This is a genomic window from Novosphingobium sp. FKTRR1 (genome assembly GCF_020404405.1).
In the GTDB taxonomy this organism is placed as follows: domain Bacteria; phylum Pseudomonadota; class Alphaproteobacteria; order Sphingomonadales; family Sphingomonadaceae; genus Novosphingobium.
The window spans coordinates 13,325-31,538 of the sequence record NZ_JAIZDA010000035.1; the positions used below are offsets into that span (position 1 = coordinate 13,325).

Consider the following 18,214-nt stretch of genomic DNA (forward strand, 5'->3'; position numbering starts at 1 on the left):
GAGGCCCGAAGATGGAGACGAAACGGGCTAGGCAGCCGCTGAACTTGCTTTAAACGTGGGCGGGGCACGGTTCCGCAGCAACATGACCCATCGGGCAATTGCTTTCGGGCCGGTTAAGGCCTTGGGAGAGAGCATGTCCGTTGGTGTAATGATCGAGAACAGCGTGGTGGCGGCGGTGGTGAGTAACCCCCGGCTGCCCGACAATCCCATCGTGGCCTGCAACGCCGCGTTCATGGCTTTGACCGGCTATGGTGAAGGCGAGATCATCGGCCGCAACTGCCGCTTCCTGCGCGGCGCCGGGACCGAACCCGAACTGACCGAGCAATTGCGCGTCGGCATTGCCGCAAAGGTTCCGGTGATGGTCGAAATCCTGAACTACAAGAAGGATGGCACCCCGTTCCGCAACGCCGTGATGATCGCTCCGATCTTTGATGCAGAAGGGGAACTTGAATATTTCCTCGGCTCGCAGGTGGAGATCGCTGGCGGGGCCGACGCAGGCAACCCTCGCTCGGCGATCGCGCGCGAAAAGGTCGAGGCTCTGCCCAAGCGGCAGCGCGAAATCCTTGAATGCATCGCGGCGGGCAAGCTGAACAAGCAGATCGCATGGGAACTGGGGCTGAGCGAGCGGACGGTGAAGTTGCACCGCGCCGCCGTGCTCAAGGGGCTGGGCGTGCGCACCAGCGCCGACGCCATCCGCATGGCGATCGAAGCCGGACTCTGACGCTAACAGCCGTTTGCAAACGCGTTTGAACGCTCCGTCTGGGTGACATGCCCTTTTGGGCGGATTGAGCGGTCGGCGCAGCAGGGCCAGTCAATAAGGGTCCGCCGCTGGCCTTGGCCCACTTGTGTCCGTGGCAGACATAGGAGTGAGGGGCGCGGAACCCGGCTGGCCTCCCATCCGCTGCCAGGGTTCCGCGCCCTTTCCTTCATGATCATGGCGCGTTGCAGCTTGCGGACGCGTTTCTTTACGGTCTGCTTATGCAGGGCCGACAGCTTTCGCGTGGAAGCTTAACGGGCGGCGGGTCCATGCCGCGACGATGACAGGGCCAGTCGGCTCGCATCGCAAAGGACCATTCCCGTGAACGATCTCCTCTGGCTCGCCGTGCTGGGCGGGCTCACGCTGCTGTCGCTCGGTTTCGTGCGGCTGTGCGAACGCGCCTGAACGCGCGCCCGTTTCAACTGCACGCCCCTTCCAGCTTCCCCCCTGCATTTCCTGCAAAGGACCGGTCGCCATGACCTTGCCCGACACACTGGCCGCGCTCACCGCGCTGTCGCTGCTCATCTACCTTGTGGTGGCGCTGCTGCGCCCCGAAAAATTCTGAGGAAGGGAGAACGCCCATGACCTTCGTCGGATGGACGCTGATTCTCGTTTTCACCGCGTTGATCGCGCTTTTGGCCAAGCCCGCCGGGCTGTGGCTGTTCGCCCTGTACGAGGGCCGGCGCACGCCGCTGCATGGCGTGCTGGGACCGGTCGAGCGCGGCTTTTACCGCGTGGCCGGGATCGATCCCGCGCGCGAACAGGGCTGGCGCACTTATGCGCTGCACATGCTGATGTTCCAGGTCGTCACCACGCTGTTCACTTATGCGATCCTGCGCGCGCAAGCGGTCCTGCCGCTCAATCCGCGCGGTCTGGCGGGTGTCGGTGCCGATGGTTCGATGAACACCGCCATCGCGTTTGTCACCAACACCAACTGGCAATGGTACGCGGGCGAATCGGTGCTGTCGAATTTCAGCCAGATGGTCGCGCTGACGCTGCACAACTTCCTGTCGGCAGCGACCGGCATCGCGGTGGCCTTTGCGCTGTTTCGCGGTTTTGCCCGCGCACAGACCAAGCTGCTCGGCAATTTCTGGGCCGACCTGACGCGCGTGACGCTGTACCTGCTGTTGCCGATCAGCATTGTCTATGCGGTGTTTCTGGTGGCCAGCGGCGTGCCGCAGACCTTTGCCAGCACCATCGATGCGACCACGCTGGAAGGCGTGAAGCAGACGATCGTGGTCGGCCCGGTCGCCAGTCAGGAAGCGATCAAGATGCTGGGCACCAACGGTGGCGGCTTCTTCAACGCCAACTCGGCGCATCCTTTCGAAAACCCGACCGCGCTGACCAACTTCGTGCAGATGCTGTCGATCTTTCTGCTGGGCGCCGGGCTGACCTGGACGTTCGGCAAGGCGGTGGGCAATCCGCGTCAGGGCTGGGCGATCCTTGCCGCCATGCTCACGCTGTTTGTGGCAGGCGCAAGCATCGCCTATTGGCAGGAGGCTGCCAGCACGCCGCTGTTGCACGGCCTTGGCCTGAGCGGCGGCAACCTTGAAGGCAAGGAAGTGCGCTTTGGCCTGGCCGCCAGCGCGCTGTTCTCGGCGGTGACCACTGCGGCATCGTGCGGCGCGGTCAATGCCATGCATGACAGCTTCACTGCGCTGGGCGGGCTGATCCCGATGTTCAACATGCAGCTTGGCGAGATCGTCATCGGCGGCGTCGGTTCGGGGATTTATGGCTTCCTGCTGTTCGCGCTGCTGGCGGTGTTCATCGCCGGGCTGATGGTGGGGCGCACGCCCGAATACGTCGGCAAGAAGATCGAGGCGCGCGAGGTCAAGCTGGCGGTGCTCGCCATCGCCATCCTGCCGCTGTGCATTCTGGGGTTGAGCGCGATTGCCAGCGTGTTGCCCGCAGGCCTTGCCGGACCGCTGAACAAGGGGCCGCACGGCTTCTCCGAAATCCTCTATGCCTTCAGTTCGGCCACCGCCAACAACGGTTCCGCCTTTGCCGGGCTGAGTGCGGGCACGCCGTTTTACAACGGTCTGCTGGGTGTGGGGATGTGGCTGGGCCGGTTCTTCATCATCATCCCGGTGCTGGCGATCGCCGGCAGCCTGGCCGCCAAGAAGCACACCCCCGCCACCGCCGGTTCGTTCCCGACCACCGGCCCGCTGTGGGTGGGCCTGCTGATCGGCACGATCCTGATCATCGGCGGTCTCACTTTCCTGCCCAGCCTCGCGCTCGGACCCGTGGCCGACCACGTCGCCAGCGCTTCGGGCAAGCTTTTCTAAGGACGGCATCCCATGTCCAATCCCTCCACCCCCGTTTCGATGTTCTCGGGCGAACTGGTTGTCCCGGCGATCGGCGATGCCTTTCGCAAGCTTTCCCCGCGTGAGCTGATCAAGAACCCGGTGCTGTTCACCACCGCCGTGGTGGCCACGCTGTTGACCGTGCTGCTGCTGATCGGCGGCAGCGGGCTGACGCTGGGCTTTCAGTTGCAACTGATCGTGTGGCTGTGGCTGACCGTGCTGTTCGGCACTTTTGCCGAGGCGCTGGCCGAAGGGCGCGGCCGGGCGCAGGCTGCCAGCTTGCGCGCCACCAAGTCCGATCTTGTCGCCCGCCTGCCCGACGGCCGCAGCGTTCCCGCCTCGCAATTGAAGCGCGGGGACACCGTGGTGGTCGAAACCAATGACCTGATTCCGGCCGATGGCGAAGTGATCGAAGGCGTCGCCTCGGTCAACGAAGCAGCGATCACCGGCGAATCCGCGCCGGTGATCCGCGAGGCTGGCGGCGACCGCTCGGCGGTGACGGCGGGCACCCGCGTCATATCCGACCGCATCGTGGTGCGCGTGACGCAAGAGCCGGGGCAGGGCTTCCTCGACCGCATGATCGCGCTGGTCGAAGGTGCGCAACGCCAGAAGACCCCCAACGAGATCGCGTTGACGATCCTGCTGGTCGGGCTGACGATCATCTTCCTGATCGCGGTCGGCACGATCCCGGCATTCGCGTCCTATGCCGGTGGCCATATCCCGGTGGCGGTGCTGGCGGCGCTGCTGATCACGCTGATCCCCACCACCATCGCCGCGCTGCTGTCGGCCATCGGTATCGCCGGGATGGACCGGCTGGTGCGCTTCAACGTGCTGGCCAAGTCGGGCCGCGCGGTAGAGGCGGCGGGCGATGTCGATGTGTTGCTGCTCGACAAGACCGGCACGATCACCATCGGCGACCGCGCGGCCGACGCCTTCGTCGCACTGAACGGGGTCAGCCAGCCGCAACTGGCGCAAGCCGCGCTGCTTGCCAGTCTGGCCGACGAAACGCCCGAGGGCCGCTCGATCGTGCGGCTGGCGCGCGAGGAATATGGCCTGACGCTGAGCACGGTTCCGGCTGGGGCCGAGGTGATCGCGTTCACCGCGCAGACCCGCATTTCGGGCCTGCGTACCGCCGACCAGTTGGTGCAGAAGGGTGCGGTCGATGCCATCTTGCGCGCCAATCCGCAGCCCGAAGGCGCCCCCGCCATCGCCGAGATGCGCCGCGTGTCTGACGAGATCGCCCGCGCCGGACAGACTCCGCTGGCAGTCGCCGCCAATGGCGTGCTGCTGGGCGTGATCGCGCTCAAGGACGTGGTCAAGGCCGGGGTGCGCGAACGCTTTGCCGAACTGCGGCGGATGGGCTTGCGCACGGTGATGATCACCGGCGACAACCCGCTGACCGCCGCCGCCATCGCCGCAGAAGCAGGCGTCGACGATTTCCTGGCCGAAGCCACGCCCGAGGACAAGCTGGCGCTGATCCGGCGCGAACAGCAGGGCGGCAAGCTGGTGGCGATGTGCGGCGATGGCACCAACGATGCGCCCGCGCTGGCGCAGGCCGACGTCGGCGTGGCGATGAACACCGGCACGCAGGCCGCGCGCGAGGCGGGCAACATGGTCGACCTCGACAGCGATCCGACCAAGCTGATCGAGATCGTCGGGCTGGGCAAGCAGTTGCTGATGACGCGCGGGGCGCTGACCACGTTCTCGGTCGCCAACGACGTGGCCAAGTACTTCGCCATCATCCCGGCGATGTTCGTGGTGCTCTACCCCGGCCTCGGCGTGCTCAACGTGATGCATCTGGCCAGCCCGCAAAGCGCGATCCTGTCTGCCATCATGTTCAACGCGCTGATCATCCCGGCGCTCGTCCCGCTGGCGCTGAAAGGCGTTACCTATCGGGCGATGGGCGCAGGGCCGCTGCTGGCGCGCAATCTGGCGGTCTATGGCCTTGGTGGCCTGATCGCTCCGTTCATCGGGATCAAGGTCATCGACCTTGCCGTCACCGCTCTCAACCTCGCCTGAGGATCTTGCCATGATCAAGGATTTCGCCTCCGCCCTGCGCCCTTCGCTGGCCATGACCGGACTGTTCGCCGTCGTCCTGTGCGGCCTCTATCCGGCGCTGATCACCGGGGTTGCGCAAGCCGCCTTTCCGCAGGCCGCCAACGGCAGCCTGATCGAACGCGATGGCCATGTCGTCGGCTCGGCGCTGTTGGGACAAGGCTTTGCCAGCGACCGCTATTTCCACGGTCGCCCCTCAGCCGCCGGGGCCAATGGCTATGACCCGACCGCCTCGTCCGGCTCGAACCTCGGCCCCGCCAGCCAGGTTCTGCACGACCGCATCGTCAAGGATCTTGGCGCCGCCAAAACGTCACCCAGAAGTTCGTCACCGGGTTCCGTCCCGTCTGATCTGGTGACCGCTTCCGCCTCGGGGCTGGACCCCCATATCAGCCCCGAGGCGGCCTTGTTCCAGATCGACCGCGTCGCTCAGGCGCGCGGGATCGACCCAGCGCGGGTGCGGCTGCTGGTGGACGCGCAGGTGGAAAAGCCGCTGGCCGGGTTCCTTGGTGAACCGCGCGTCAATGTGCTGGCGCTCAATCTTGCGCTCGACGCGGCGACCGCAAAGGGTGCATCATCATCGCAGTGACCAGCGACGACCGCCCCGATCCCGACGCCCTGCTGCGCACGCTGCGCCAGAGCGGCGGTGCCCGCGAACATGCCGGCCGCCTCAAGGTTTACCTTGGGGCGGCTCCGGGCGTGGGCAAGACGTACGAGATGCTCAGCGATGCCGCGCAATTGCGCGACAACGGCAGCGATGTGGTCATCGGCGTGGTCGAAACCCACGGCCGGGCCGAGACCGAGGCGCGGGTGCGCGGGTTCGAGATCGTGCCGCGCGCGCGGATCGACCATCGCGGGCAAGTGCTGGAGGAGATGGACATCGACGCCATCCTGAAGCGCCGCCCGCAGCTCGTGCTGGTCGATGAACTGGCGCACACCAACGCGCCGGGCAGTCGCCACGACAAGCGCTGGCAGGATGTCGAGGAACTGCTGGCGGCGGGCATCGACGTGTGCTCGACGGTCAATATCCAGCACCTTGAAAGCCTGAACGATGTCGTCGCCTCGTTCACCCGGGTGCGGGTGCGCGAAACGCTGCCCGATCGCGTGCTCGACCGCGCCGAGATCGAGATCGTCGACCTGCCGCCCGACGAACTGATCGAGCGGCTGAAGGCGGGCAAAGTCTATGTCCCGCACGAAGCGGCGCGCGCGCTGGGTCACTTCTTCTCGAAATCGAACTTGTCGGCCTTGCGCGAACTGGCGCTGCGCCGCGCCGCGCAAGCGGTCGATGCGCAGATGCTCGATCTGCTCAAGGCCCACGCGCTCGCCGGGACATGGGCCGCCGCAGAGCGTATTCTGGTGGCCGTGGGCGCCAATGCCGGAGCCGCAGAAGTCGTTCGCGCGGGCAAGCGGCTGGCCGACGCGCTGCGCACGCCGTGGACGTGCGTGCATGTCGAAACGCCGGGCGAGCGTCCGCTCGATGCCGCCAACCAGCTTGCCGCCGCGATGCATCTGGCGGTGCAGCTTGGCGCGCAGGTGATCACGCTGCCCGCCGCCGGGGTGGTCGATGGCCTTGCCGCCGCCGCCGCCGATACGCGGGCCACGGTGCTGGTGATCGGCCGCGCCCGCCCGCGCCGGTTCCCCTGGCAACGCCGCCTGCATGTCGATCCCCTGGCGCGGCGCCTGCCCGGCCTTGCGGTGCAACTGGTGCCGTCGGGGCTGGCCGAGAGCGTGCCGTCATCGGCGCTGCCCTTGCGCTTGGCCGTGCCGCAGTGGCGCTTGCCGAGCGGGCTGGTGCCGTCGCTGGGCATGGCCGCGCTGGTGACCGCGCTGGGCAAGGCGATCTTCACCTTGCGCGACAACATCACCAATGTCGGCCTGCTGTACTTGCTGCCGGTGATGTTTGCAGCGACGCGCTATGGGCTGGCGACGGGTGTGCTGACCGGGCTGGTGTGCAGCCTTGCCTACAACTTCTTCTTCATCCCGCCGACCGGCACGTTCACCATCGCCGACCCGCAGAACATCATCACCGTGCTGGTGCTGCTGGGCGTCGCCGGGGTCAGCAGTCAGCTTGCGGCGCGGCTGCGCGCACAGGCCTTGCTGGCGCGGCAGAGCGCGCGGCAGAACAGCGCGTTGGCAGGCTTTGCCCGGATGCTCACCGGGATCAGCGCCGCCGACGAACTGGGCCGCGTGCTGTGCGCCGAAGCTGCGCGGCTGCTCGATGCGCGCACGGTGCTGCTGATGCCCGAGGATGGCCGACTGGCGGTGCGCGCCGCCTGGCCGCCCGAGGACCGGCTGGAAGTGCTCGATCACGCGGCGGCGCAATGGGCGTTCGACCGGCGCCAGCCGGCCGGGCGCGGGTCGGACACGCTGACCGCGTCGGAGTGGCTGTTCCATCCGGTCGAAGGCGGCGGACGGGCGCTGGCGGTGTTCGGCATCGCCCGCCCCGACGCCGACCGTCCGGTGCGCGCCGACCAGTTGCCGCTGCTGGGCAGCCTGATCGATCAGGCGGGGCTGGCGCTCGACCGCATCCATCTGGAACAGGACATGGCCAATGTCCGGCGGCTGGAGGAGCGCGATTCGCTGCGCGCCGCGCTGCTCTCGTCGGTCAGCCACGATTTGCGCACGCCGCTTACCGCCGTGCTCGGGCTGCTGCGCGATCTGGTTCCAGCCGACGATGCGCAAGGCCGCGTGATCACGCTCGCCCGCGCCGAAGCCGAGCGGCTGCAACGCTTTGTCGCCAACTTGCTCGACATGGTGCGGATCGAGGCCGGGGCCATCGCCTTGCGGGTGGAGCCGGTCGATCTGGCCGAAGCGGTGGCCAGCGCGGTCCACGATCTGCGCCGCACGCTCGATGGGCGCCCGGTGCGGCTCGATGTCGCGCCCGATCTGCCGCTGGTGCGGGTCGATCCGCAACTGTTCCACCACTGCCTGATCAACCTGATCGAGAACGCCGCCAAATACGGCAATCCCGGCGCCCCGGTCACGGTCACCGCGCGGCGCGATACGTTCGGGCTCGACCTGATGGTGATGGACGAAGGGCCGGGTTTGCCGCCCGGCACCGAAGCACGGGTGTTCGAGACGTTCGCCCGGCTCGAAGGGTCGGACCGCAAGGGCGGCACCGGGCTGGGCCTTGCCATCGTCAAAGGCTTTGCCGAGGCGATGGGCCTTGCCGTGCGCGCCGCCAACCGGCAGGACTGCCCGGGCGCCTGTTTCACGATCCGTTTCCCCGGGGAAACCCTGCACAAGGTGGCCGAACTGGCATGAGCATTCCGGTCAAGTTGCTGGTCGTCGACGATGAAATGGCGATCCGCCGATTGCTGCGCGGCACCCTTGCGCGTGCGGGCGGCTATGACGTGATCGAGGCGTCCAGCGCGCGTGAGGCGCTGACCGCGCTCGATATCGACAAGCCCGATTGCGTGCTGCTCGACCTTGGCCTGCCTGACCGCGACGGCATGGAACTGGTGCAGAAGATCAAGGCGACCGGGGCCGCGCTGCTGGTGGTGTCGGCGCGCGATGCCACCGAGGAAAAGGTCGCCGCGCTCGATCTGGGGGCGGACGATTACGTGACCAAGCCGTTCGATACCGACGAAGTGCTCGCCCGCGTCCGCGCCGCCTTGCGCAACCGCGCGCGCGCGCAGGCCGACGGGCCGCTGGTGGTGCGCTTCAACGACGTGGAGGTCGATCTTGAAGCGCGGCTGGTGCGCCGGGGCGGGGCCGAAGTCCACCTCAGCCCCAAGGAATACGGCTTTCTTGCCGAACTGGCGCGCCATCCCGGCCGCGTGGTCAGCCACACCCAGATCTTGCGCAGCGTGTGGGGTCCGGGGCACGAAAGCGCGGTCGAATACTTGCGCGTGGCCGCGCGCGGCATCCGCAAGAAGCTGGAGGACGGCACGGTCGAGGACAGCGCCATCCGCAACGAACCGGGCGTCGGTTACCGGCTGGCGGTTTAGCCTCTGGTCATGGCCCGCAAGGACGCTACACAAGGCGTAAGTGGTCGCACCGCAAAGACGAATGCGACGAACGGGAAGGGGACCGCATGCGCCGTATCGCCACCATTCTTGCACTGCCGCTGCTGGTGCAACCGGCGGGAATCGCCTCGGCCCAACAAGCAGGCGGGCAGGGCGGCGCTCAGGCCAGCGGGCAGGCCAGCGGGCAGGCCAGCGCTCAGGCCAGCGCGCAGGGCGACGTGTCGGTCACCATCTACAACAATGATCTGGCGCTGGTGCAGGACGTGCGCCAGCTTGGCCTGACCAAGGGGCTGGTGCGGCAGGAATTTCCTGACGTCTCGGCCAATATCCGCCCCGAAACGGTGACGCTGAACGTGGCCGATGCCGGGATCGTCGAACAAAACTTCGATTACGATCTGCTCAGCCCCGACAAGCTGATGGACAAGGCGGTGGGGCAGACGGTCACGCTGGTCCACACCAACCCCGCCACCGGCGCCGAAACGCGCGAACAGGCGACCGTGCTGGCCAACAACGGCGGCACCATCGTGCGCGTGGGCGAACGGATCGAGGTGCTGGAGGGCAGCGGCGCGCGGGTGGTGTTCCCCAGCCTGCCCGCCAACTTGCGCGCGCGGCCGACGCTGTCGGTCACGCTTGACAGCACGCGCGGCGGCACCCGTCCGGCCACGCTGAGCTATCTGTCCAAGGGCTTCAGCTGGAAGGCCGATTACGTCGCGCTGTTCGACGAGAGCGCGGGAAAGATCGACGTGCAGGGCTGGGTCACGCTCAACAACACCAGCGGCACCACGTTCGAGCGCGCCGGTGTGCTGCTGGTCGCGGGCGCGGTGGGCAAGGGCTCGGACGATGGTCAAAGCGACTATCAACCCTCGCCGATGGTCCGCGCCGGAACGCAGAGCGCGCCGCGCGAAACGCTGGGCGATTTCTACCTCTACCCGATCAAGGGCCGCACCACGCTGGCCAATGCGCAGCAAAAGCAGGTCGGCTTTCTCGACGTGCACGGCGCCAGCGCGGCCAAAGTCTATCAGTTCCGCAATGCCGGGTTCGAGGGCAGCGACGATCCGCAAAGCGCGGCCAGCGTGCTCAGGTTCTCGACCGCGCGCGAGGCGGGCCTTGGCGATGCGCTGCCCGCCGGAACGGTGCGCGTGTACATGAAGGACGCGCGCGGCCAGCCGCAGTTCATCGGCGAAAACGCGATCGGCCACACCCCGATGGGATCGGACCTTGCGCTCAAGACCGGCGATGCCTTCGACGTGAAGGTCAAGCCGACGGTGGAAAAGCGCGAGCGGATCAGCAGCTCCGAATGGGAGCGCACCGCGCGCTGGCGGATCACCACCAATGGCAAGACCGAGGATGTGACGGTCGAGCGCCAGCGCGAGTTCTGGCGCACGACAATGACTTACAAGGTCAGCAACGCCAAGCCGCAGCCGGTGACGGTCGACCTCATTCAGGCCGGGCTCGATGGCTGGTGGCACGATTCCCGCGTCCCCAGCGAAAGTCTGCCGGGCAAGCAGCGCAGCCTTGACGAGCGCGTCTGGCAGGTGCCGGTGCCCGCCAATGGCGAGACCGTGCTGACTGTACAGTTCGACACCCGGTACTGAGCGGCCGCCCGGTGGCGCGCGCGCTGGTTTCGCTGTTGCTGCTTGGCGCTCCGGTTGCGGCGGCGGCGCAAGCGGTGGTGACCTCCGCCGCGCCCGCAGCGGTGGCGGTGTCGATCTACGGCGCGCCCGATCGCGGTCCTGCCGAGGAGATGGATCGCAATTTTCTGCAAGGTTACGCGCTCGTCACCGAAACCCGCGAACTGGACTTGCCAGCGGGCACCGCGACGGTGCGCTTCGAAGGCGTGGCTGCGGGGATGCTGCCCGAAAGCGCGCTGGTGACGGGCCTGCCCGATGGCGTGCGCGAAAAGAACCTCGATGCCGATCTGCTGTCACCGCGCAGCCTGTTCGCGCGCGGGTTTGGCCGCCCGGTGATCCTGCGGCGCTCGCAGCCCAGGACCGGCAAGGTGACCGAGGAACCCGCCGTGATCCGCAGCGGCCCCGATGGCGCGGCGATCGTGCAGACGCGAGAGGGGTTTCAGGCGGTCAATTGCAGCGGGCTGAAGGAAAGCCTGGTCTATCAGGGCGTGCCCCCCGGCCTGTCCGCGCGGCCCACGCTGTCGATCGAGACGCAGAGCAGCGCGGCGCGGCGTGTGAGCGTGCGGCTGAGCTACCTGGCCTGGGGCTTCGACTGGCAGGCCAATTACGTGGCGCGCATGGCCCGCGATGGTACCCATGCCGACTTGACCGCGTGGGTCACGCTGGCCAGCAGCGACAGTACCGGCTTTGCCGATGCTGAAACCGCTGTGGTGGCAGGCAAGCCGAACCGGGATGGCAATGCTTGGGATGAACTTGCCGGTTCACCCGCAAAGCTGAAACTGAAGTGCTTTTACCGGGAAGTACCGCCGCCAGCGGTCGCCCCGCCGCCACCGCTGGAATCCATGGAAATCATCGTCACCGCCCGCGCGGTGCCGATAGCCATGGCCGTTCCGCCTCCACCGCCCGCACCAGTCATGGCCGTGCGCGAGGATCTGGGCGACCTCAAGCTCTATCGCGTGCCGGTGCCGACGACAGTGGCGGCCAATGCGCAAAAGCAGGTGGCGCTGCTGCGCAAACCGGCGGTGAAGGTGCAGGTCATGGCCAAGGCCGACCTTTATCGCTGGCAGACTTACGCGCCGGTCACCCGCGTGCTGCGCACCCGCAACCGCAAGGAGGACGGCCTCGGCCTGCCGCTGCCTGCCGGGCCGGTGCTCGCGCTGGAGGAACATCACGGTGCGCTGCTGCCGGTGGGTGAGGGGGCATTGCCCGACCGCGCCGAGGGCGAGGATATCGACATCGAACTGGGCACCGCGCCCGGCCTGACCTTGCGCCACCAGCAGCAGGGCAAACCCGGAGCGCAAACCGCCTTTCGTGCCACGCTGAGCAATGCCCGCGCGGTGCCGGTGCGGTTCGAAGGGCGGCTGGCGTTGAACCAGAACGAAGCCGTTGCCCGTTCCTCCACCCCGCTGGGGCGCAAGAACGGCATGCCGCTATGGTCGCTGACCGTGCCCGCCAATGGCACGGTCAGGCTTGATTACACGATCACCCGAAACGATCGCGGACTGATTCAGCGCCCGACGGCGGAATAGGCGAAGCCCTGCGCCTCGACGATGTCGCGCGGATAGATGTTGCGCAAGTCGACCAGTACCGGCTGCTTGAGCAGATCCTTGACCCGCTTGAGGTCGAGCGCGCGGAAGGCGTCCCATTCGGTCACGATCACCAGCGCATCGGCATCGGGCATCGTGGAATAGGCATCGTTGCAATATTCGACGTCGGTCAGCACCTTGGCGGCCTGCTCCATGCCTTCGGGGTCGAAGGCGCGGATCGTGGCACCGGCATCCTGCAGCGTCTGGATCACCGCGATCGCGGGCGAATCGCGCATGTCGTCGGTGTTGGGCTTGAAGGTCAGACCCAGCACGGCGACGGTCTTGCCGCGCACGTCGCCGCCCAGCGCGTGGATGACCTTGCGGCCCATGGCGCGCTTGCGCTGGTCGTTGACCGCGACCACCGCCTCGACGATGCGCTGCGGTGCTTCGTTGTCCTGCGCGGTCTTGAGCAGGGCGAGCGTGTCCTTGGGGAAGCACGATCCGCCAAAGCCCGGCCCGGCATGAAGGAACTTGCCGCCGATGCGGTTGTCGAGGCCGATTCCGCGCGCGACTTCCTGCACGTCGGCGCCGACTTTTTCGCACAAGTCCGCGATTTCGTTGATGAACGTGATCTTGGTCGCGAGAAAGGCGTTGCCGGCGTACTTGGTCAGCTCGGCGCCACGGCGGCTCATCTCGATGACCGGCGAGCGGCCGAGCGCCAGCGGACGATAGACTTCGCGCATGACCGCCAGACCTTGCGGGTCGTTGCCGCCGATGACCACGCGGTCGGGGCGCTTGAAGTCGTCGATCGCGGCGCCTTCGCGCAGGAACTCGGGGTTCGAGACGACGGCGAACGCGGCATCCGGATTGGCATCGCGGATGATCCGCTCAACTTCGTCGCCCGTGCCGACAGGAACGGTCGACTTGTTGACGATCACGGTAAAGCCGGTGATCGCCTCGGCCACTTCGCGCGCGGCGGCATAGACGTAGGACAAGTCGGCATGGCCATCGCCACGGCGCGAAGGCGTACCGACCGCGATGAACACCGCATCGGCATCCTTGACCGATTCCGCCAGATCGCCGCTGAACGACAAGTTGCCTGCGGCGATGCCCCTTGCCACCAGCGCATCGAGGCCGGGTTCGAAGATCGGAATTTCGCCAGCCAGCAGCATGGAGATCTTGCGGGGATCCTTGTCCACGCAAACGACTTCGTGCCCGAAGTCAGCAAAACACGCACCCGACACAAGGCCGACATAGCCCGAACCAATCATCGCCAGTTTCATGGATCAACTAACTCCTGGAACCAAATTTCATTGTGCACTGCGATGCGGATACCGCCACGACGCCAATATTCGGGTCGGTAATCGAGAAGTCGGCACTAGGCAAGACCCGCCTGTTTTGTGTGACAACGAAGGATGGCGCAACAGCAATGCTGCAGGGCCAGACGCCGCCGCTGGCTGCGATAAATTTTTTTTGCGTTGCGGCAAAAATGACGCGGGCCATCGATTGCGCAAGAAGCCCGCCGGGGGCCGGGCTTGCGCGGAAATCCGCGAGCGTTGCGGGCGGGGGCATGGTCGGCCGCGCTACGTCCATCAAGAATTGCCCGGCCCAAGCCTTTCCGGCTCACGTCCGCAAGTGGACGATTTGGCTTATGGGATTGACATTTAATAACCCATATGGTACATAATCAGCCACGCCGAATCGCTGTCCCATATTCAGACGCTTGCGGGGCGCATCCGCAGATCCGCCTCGGACAGCCCTCTCCCCGATCCCCGATTCGTCGACCGGCCCAGGCTGCCGGTCGTCGCTGCTAGTGCCCGCGCCGACCAACATGGGCCACCCCCGGTCGCCACCCCGGTCGCCACCCCGGTCGCTCCCCCTTCTTCCACCCCAAAGCCCGCCCCTTGAACCTGGAGGTTTGAATGCCCGATATCATGTATCCGATCGTCGGTGACCGCGTGAAACGGTTGCGCGACATGGGCGATGGCACGTTTGCCGAAATCGGCGCGCAGGCAGCGGTGCTGCCGGTTTCGTGGGCGACGCCATCGACACCCTACGACGGCCGCCTGTTCGGCGATGTCGAAATTCAGCTTATCGGCACGCCTTCGACGGCCTACGTCTTTCAGGACAGCCTCGACGGCACCAATTTCAACGACTGCTATGCGTTCGACAAGAACGGCATGCCGCTGTCTGCGGTCGGTGCGCCCGGCCGCTATCGCCTGCCGGGCAACTGCTTCGTCAAGGCGCGGGTCGGCACCGGAGCGACATTCATGATCCGGGCGGGGAGCTGAACCTATGGCGACCGACACTTTTGCGCGCACATTGGCGCAAGCGGTGATGAACCGGGTTACCCCGTTCGTTTTCACCCCCCGGCAGTTCGGTGCGGTGGGTGACGGCTTGGCCAACGACACGGCCGCTCTGCAGGCCGCTGTTCAAGCGGCATCGGATGCGTTCAACGGTACGGTCGATCTCGGGTCAGGGCGCTATCGGATCACCGCGCCGATCGGGGTTAAGCTGACAACGCCGATCACCATCATCGGGAATGGCCCAGCGGTGTGTTCCATCGTGGTCGACCCGGCGCTGTCTGGTGATGTTTTGTCCTTCAGCAATTGCTGGTATGGCGCCGAAGCCGTGGTTGATACCTCGGGAACGACCGTTGCTGGCAATCCGATCCAGGGAGTGAAATGGCCGTCGACCGGCGCACGTAAATCCGGTGTGTGTCTCGAAGGGTTCCGCATCGCAGGTGACCGCAGCACCAGCAACATCCAGAACGGCATCATCTTTTACGATAACAACGACGCTGTCGTAATCCGCGGCGTCGATGTGGAGTTCATCCGCGGCATCGGGATTTGCTTGTCCGGGCTTCCGAAGAACCTCGCGGTGAATGCTGCAACTCAGTTGCGCGAGAGTCTGATTGACGGCTGTCAGGTCCGATGGTGCGGAGATTGGGCATCGGGACGGCCTGCGATGATGTTCACCTGCTCTTCAAAGACAGCGGCACAGAGCGGATATCAGTTCGACGACGCGAACAACTACAACTTCCTGCGCGATATCAAGATCATTTTCCCAGAAGGCGTTGGCCTGCAATCCAACTGCCTGAACATCAACGCGAACCAAATGGCAAACAATCGCGTACAGGTGATTGTTGACAGCCAGCGCGGGCCTCCGGCCACGCCGACGGTTATCCCAGGCGGTGCGATCAATTTCGGCTTCTGCTCGATCAATTCGGGGGTGTTGACTATCGCTCCTGGTGGCAACTTCCTCAAAAACAATGGCACGGGCACCGGTTCGTTGAGCGTGGGGACGTTCGTGTTCAACGCTCAAGTTCCGCCCGGAACCTATATTTCGGCGATCAATAGCGGGCCGGGAACGGATGGGTCCGGGGTTTATCAATTGGCAAACCGCCAGACCGACCTATCGGCGCTGACTGTCAGCACGGCCACGATGGGATCGTGTCGCTTCACCACGCCGATGATCGAGATCGGTGGGGGGCACGTTGGCGAGGACTGGGATATCATAGCCAACGGATCGGCAACGTTGGGGTCGAACGGAACTGCTGTGATCTATAACCGGAATGTGTTGGGCGCTGGTGTCCCGGCAACGTACTTGTGCCGCCTGAAAGCTGCGTTGGGCCGTCTGGATCAGGGACTTATCTTCACCGTCGTGGACAGTTTGGCGGTCGAACTGTCGGTCCGCGCCTCGACTGTTCCGATCACCGTAGGCACGATCACGAAAGCGGTCACCGTCGATGCAGGCGGCGTTATTTCGGGCGGACAGATCGCAATCAACGGGTCGATGCAGGGTCTGCATGTAAACCCCGGCGCGCAGCGTGTGGTGATGGATACATCCATCGGGAACTTCATGGACCCCAACAAATGGCCGAACTGCTCGATGGTCCTGAACAATGGCGGGACGTTGACGCGTTGGGTATCGGTTCCGCAAGGCCCCAATTACAACACTTGCGTGTGGACGGCCGCGTAACAACGTCAACTTCATTGGCCGCTCGGCAAAGAGACCGTCAGACCCGAAGGTTCGCGTCGCGTTAATCTAGATCCATGTAAACCACGAGGGCAAGGGGGCCCGCCGGATCAGCAAGGCTGTTCGGCGGGCCTGAGCCGTATGAGGCCGCAGTAAAGGAGCCAACATGAAGATCAGCAGGCGCAGTACCCTTAGTGCCATGTCCGTCGTGGCAGGTGCAATCGCAACAGGTCTTCCCGCGTTTGCGCAGGCCGCGGTGCGGGATCGCCAAGTCATGGCTTTCTATTATGGCTGGTACGGGACGCTTGCTGGAAGTGGTACGCCGCTGCACTGGCCAGCGCAGGATGGCCAGCCTTCCCCGACACCCATCTTCGATCATCCTCTCTCCGGACCATATGACAGCCATGACCCGGACGTGATCCATCGCCACGCCCAGCAGCTGAAGGATGCCGGGGTAACCGTCATCATTGTGAGTTGGTGGGGTATCGGCAGTTTCACGGACCAATCGCTCGCGCTGTTGATGGATGCCATGCACGCGCAGGGCATAAAGGTGACGGTCTATTTTGAACCGGGCACCGAGACGACAAGCCAGGCCGCTGCGACCGAAGCCATGACGTATCTTGTTCGGCGCCACGGCGATCATCCTGCGTGGTTCAAAGTTGGCGGTCGTTCGGCATTGTTTGTTTATGAGGTTTCCTGGAAGCGCCGCTTGCCACCGATGCAGTGGCGAGCAGCGGCGGATGCCGTGATGCAGGCGGGGCTGCCACGTCCCTTGCTGATCGGCGATCTCAATCCCCGATACGGAACCTTTCCAGAGATCGCGCCGGCCTTCGACGGGCTGCACACTTATGTCATGGCGCCATACGTTACCGGACTGTCACCGACTGAGATCGGAGCCTATACTGACAAGAATTACCCCAAATGGAAGGCGGCAGCGGGCAGTGGCATCTATTGCGCTACGGTCATTCCCGGATTTGACGACACCAATGCGCCAGGCCGCCCGCAGCCGCGTCCAGTCGTGGCGCGTAATGGCACCGGTACGTTCGACGCATTGTGGCGCGCGGCGATCAAGACAAATCCAAACTGGGTGTTGATCACCAGCTTCAACGAATGGCACGAAGGATCAGAGATCGAACCTTCGCAAGAATATGGCGATACATTCATCAAGCGAAACAGGTACTGGTCCGATCGTTTTCTTGGAAAGTCATGATGATATATTTGTCCACTTCGAAGAGCTGTTTGACATGCTCCCTCGATTTTGAACAGTCATAGGGGGCACCCCGTCTCTCGCCCGACCTGCCCTGCTAACGGCTCTTCAGCTTGCCTAATTCTGGGCGGGTCAAGTGCAACAGATGGCAACATGTGCTTGAAATTTACAACTGTGGTGTCACTTTTTGCACCGCTCAGTGTATGATCGTGCGGCCTAAATTGATAAAAGGCCGCTCTATAAAGCGGTATGTGAGCGCGGATGCAGCAGTGGCCAATGTTACCACGCATCCAATAAAAACCAGCCCTTGCAAGGAAGCTCCGACGGGTGGCATTAGGTAATACAGCAGAGCCAGCGCCGTAGCCTGATTGAGATATAATGAATAACTAATCGTGCCCATGTATTCCAGACGCTTGATATTTGGTATTTTGAACTTCGCGCAAAAAACAAATAATACGAGAGCTAGCAGGTAGGCGGCAAAAAGCGGGACCGGGGAAAAATAGACATTTCCGTTAGACGGGACACGGAAGAGTATTCCACAGTTGACGAATGCAGCAACAATCTGAGCTGCAACCAATCCGTATGCCGCGCGCGTCGCTTTTCGATTGCCATCTAGAAAAGCCACACGGAAAACGGCTCCTGTGAACATATACGACAGGTAAATCGTAACTGCTCAGGAGGTTGGCAGAAAATGGTTGCGCGGTGACTCGGAGTTTGATTCACCCTGCTGATGGCCCCACCCCCGCTTCATGTGCTGAGCGAAGCTGAGAAGAACGAGCTTCTTCTGGCCCA

General features: G+C 64.7%; 15 protein-coding genes. 12 read left to right on the forward strand and 3 right to left on the reverse strand.

The window, feature by feature from the left end:
* Positions 1–133: 133 nt before the first annotated feature.
* The 9 genes from LDN95_RS19990 (at position 134) to LDN95_RS20030 (ending at position 12,240) form a co-directional block, all read left to right on the forward strand.
* Positions 134–721 (forward strand): LuxR C-terminal-related transcriptional regulator, encoded by a 588-nt coding sequence (locus tag LDN95_RS19990; RefSeq protein WP_226019312.1) that lies wholly within the window; start codon positions 134–136, stop codon positions 719–721.
* Between the two features lie 511 nt (positions 722–1,232).
* Positions 1,233–1,322, forward strand: a complete 90-nt coding sequence (gene kdpF, locus LDN95_RS19995) for a K(+)-transporting ATPase subunit F (protein WP_226019313.1) — start codon at positions 1,233–1,235, stop codon at positions 1,320–1,322.
* A gap of 16 nt (positions 1,323–1,338) precedes the next feature.
* Positions 1,339–3,042, forward strand: a complete 1,704-nt coding sequence (kdpA, locus tag LDN95_RS20000; protein ID WP_226019314.1) for a potassium-transporting ATPase subunit KdpA — start codon at positions 1,339–1,341, stop codon at positions 3,040–3,042.
* Between the two features lie 12 nt (positions 3,043–3,054).
* On the forward strand, positions 3,055–5,079 hold the full coding sequence (kdpB, locus tag LDN95_RS20005; protein WP_226019315.1) for a potassium-transporting ATPase subunit KdpB: 2,025 nt from the start codon (positions 3,055–3,057) through the stop codon (positions 5,077–5,079).
* A gap of 10 nt (positions 5,080–5,089) precedes the next feature.
* The gene (kdpC, locus tag LDN95_RS20010; protein WP_226019316.1) at positions 5,090–5,701 is read left to right on the forward strand and encodes a potassium-transporting ATPase subunit KdpC; all 612 of its coding nucleotides are present in this window, start codon (positions 5,090–5,092) and stop codon (positions 5,699–5,701) included.
* A complete protein-coding gene (locus LDN95_RS20015) occupies positions 5,698–8,376 on the forward strand; it encodes a sensor histidine kinase KdpD (protein ID WP_226019317.1) in 2,679 nt (892 codons plus the stop codon). Before kdpC ends, LDN95_RS20015 begins: the two co-directional genes overlap by 4 nt.
* Positions 8,373–9,062: a response regulator transcription factor gene (locus LDN95_RS20020; protein WP_226019318.1), complete on the forward strand. Its 690-nt coding sequence runs from the start codon at positions 8,373–8,375 to the stop codon at positions 9,060–9,062. The genes LDN95_RS20015 and LDN95_RS20020 overlap by 4 nt, the downstream gene beginning before the upstream one ends.
* Before the next feature lie 86 nt (positions 9,063–9,148).
* Positions 9,149–10,675 carry a DUF4139 domain-containing protein gene (locus tag LDN95_RS20025; protein WP_226019319.1) on the forward strand — a complete coding sequence of 509 codons (1,527 nt, stop codon included), beginning with the start codon at positions 9,149–9,151 and terminating at the stop codon, positions 10,673–10,675.
* 11 nt (positions 10,676–10,686) lie between these two features.
* Positions 10,687–12,240: a hypothetical protein gene (locus LDN95_RS20030; RefSeq protein WP_226019320.1), complete on the forward strand. Its 1,554-nt coding sequence runs from the start codon at positions 10,687–10,689 to the stop codon at positions 12,238–12,240.
* On the opposite strand, the gene LDN95_RS20035 is transcribed toward LDN95_RS20030, so the two are convergent.
* Together LDN95_RS20035 and LDN95_RS20040 are read right to left on the reverse strand one after the other, a co-directional pair.
* On the reverse strand, positions 12,219–13,520 hold the full coding sequence (locus LDN95_RS20035; protein ID WP_226019321.1) for a UDP-glucose/GDP-mannose dehydrogenase family protein: 1,302 nt from the start codon (positions 13,518–13,520) through the stop codon (positions 12,219–12,221). The genes LDN95_RS20030 and LDN95_RS20035 overlap by 22 nt on opposite strands.
* A gap of 7 nt (positions 13,521–13,527) precedes the next feature.
* The gene (locus tag LDN95_RS20040; RefSeq protein ID WP_226019322.1) at positions 13,528–13,740 is read right to left on the reverse strand and encodes a hypothetical protein; all 213 of its coding nucleotides are present in this window, start codon (positions 13,738–13,740) and stop codon (positions 13,528–13,530) included.
* Between the two features lie 419 nt (positions 13,741–14,159).
* Between LDN95_RS20040 and LDN95_RS20045 the strand changes: the two genes are divergently transcribed.
* From LDN95_RS20045 to LDN95_RS20055, 3 genes are all read left to right on the forward strand, one after another.
* The gene (locus LDN95_RS20045) at positions 14,160–14,528 is read left to right on the forward strand and encodes a hypothetical protein (RefSeq protein WP_226019323.1); all 369 of its coding nucleotides are present in this window, start codon (positions 14,160–14,162) and stop codon (positions 14,526–14,528) included.
* Positions 14,529–14,532: 4 nt separating this feature from the next.
* The gene (locus LDN95_RS20050) at positions 14,533–16,218 is read left to right on the forward strand and encodes a glycosyl hydrolase family 28-related protein (protein WP_226019324.1); all 1,686 of its coding nucleotides are present in this window, start codon (positions 14,533–14,535) and stop codon (positions 16,216–16,218) included.
* A 163-nt stretch (positions 16,219–16,381) separates the two neighbouring features.
* Positions 16,382–17,425, forward strand: coding sequence for a hypothetical protein (locus tag LDN95_RS20055; RefSeq protein ID WP_226019325.1), 1,044 nt, complete (start codon positions 16,382–16,384; stop codon positions 17,423–17,425).
* A gap of 193 nt (positions 17,426–17,618) precedes the next feature.
* On the opposite strand, the gene LDN95_RS20060 is transcribed toward LDN95_RS20055, so the two are convergent.
* The gene (locus LDN95_RS20060; protein WP_226019326.1) at positions 17,619–18,071 is read right to left on the reverse strand and encodes an acyltransferase; all 453 of its coding nucleotides are present in this window, start codon (positions 18,069–18,071) and stop codon (positions 17,619–17,621) included.
* Between the last annotated feature and the right edge of the window lie 143 nt (positions 18,072–18,214).

Excerpts from the sequence above, each read along its gene's own strand:
- LDN95_RS19990 (WP_226019312.1), top strand. The coding sequence starts at position 134 with ATGTCCGTTGGTGTAATGATCGAGAACAGCGTGGTGGCGGCGGTGGTG.
- kdpF (WP_226019313.1), top strand. The coding sequence starts at position 1,233 with ATGACCTTGCCCGACACACTGGCCGCGCTCACCGCGCTGTCGCTGCTC.
- kdpA (WP_226019314.1), top strand. The coding sequence starts at position 1,339 with ATGACCTTCGTCGGATGGACGCTGATTCTCGTTTTCACCGCGTTGATC.
- kdpB (WP_226019315.1), top strand. The coding sequence starts at position 3,055 with ATGTCCAATCCCTCCACCCCCGTTTCGATGTTCTCGGGCGAACTGGTT.
- kdpC (WP_226019316.1), top strand. The coding sequence starts at position 5,090 with ATGATCAAGGATTTCGCCTCCGCCCTGCGCCCTTCGCTGGCCATGACC.
- LDN95_RS20020 (WP_226019318.1), top strand. The coding sequence starts at position 8,373 with ATGAGCATTCCGGTCAAGTTGCTGGTCGTCGACGATGAAATGGCGATC.
- LDN95_RS20025 (WP_226019319.1), top strand. The coding sequence starts at position 9,149 with ATGCGCCGTATCGCCACCATTCTTGCACTGCCGCTGCTGGTGCAACCG.
- LDN95_RS20035 (WP_226019321.1), bottom strand. The coding sequence starts at position 13,520 with ATGAAACTGGCGATGATTGGTTCGGGCTATGTCGGCCTTGTGTCGGGT.
- LDN95_RS20040 (WP_226019322.1), bottom strand. The coding sequence starts at position 13,740 with ATGGCCCGCGTCATTTTTGCCGCAACGCAAAAAAAATTTATCGCAGCC.
- LDN95_RS20045 (WP_226019323.1), top strand. The coding sequence starts at position 14,160 with ATGCCCGATATCATGTATCCGATCGTCGGTGACCGCGTGAAACGGTTG.
- LDN95_RS20050 (WP_226019324.1), top strand. The coding sequence starts at position 14,533 with ATGGCGACCGACACTTTTGCGCGCACATTGGCGCAAGCGGTGATGAAC.
- LDN95_RS20055 (WP_226019325.1), top strand. The coding sequence starts at position 16,382 with ATGAAGATCAGCAGGCGCAGTACCCTTAGTGCCATGTCCGTCGTGGCA.
- LDN95_RS20060 (WP_226019326.1), bottom strand. The coding sequence starts at position 18,071 with ATGTTCACAGGAGCCGTTTTCCGTGTGGCTTTTCTAGATGGCAATCGA.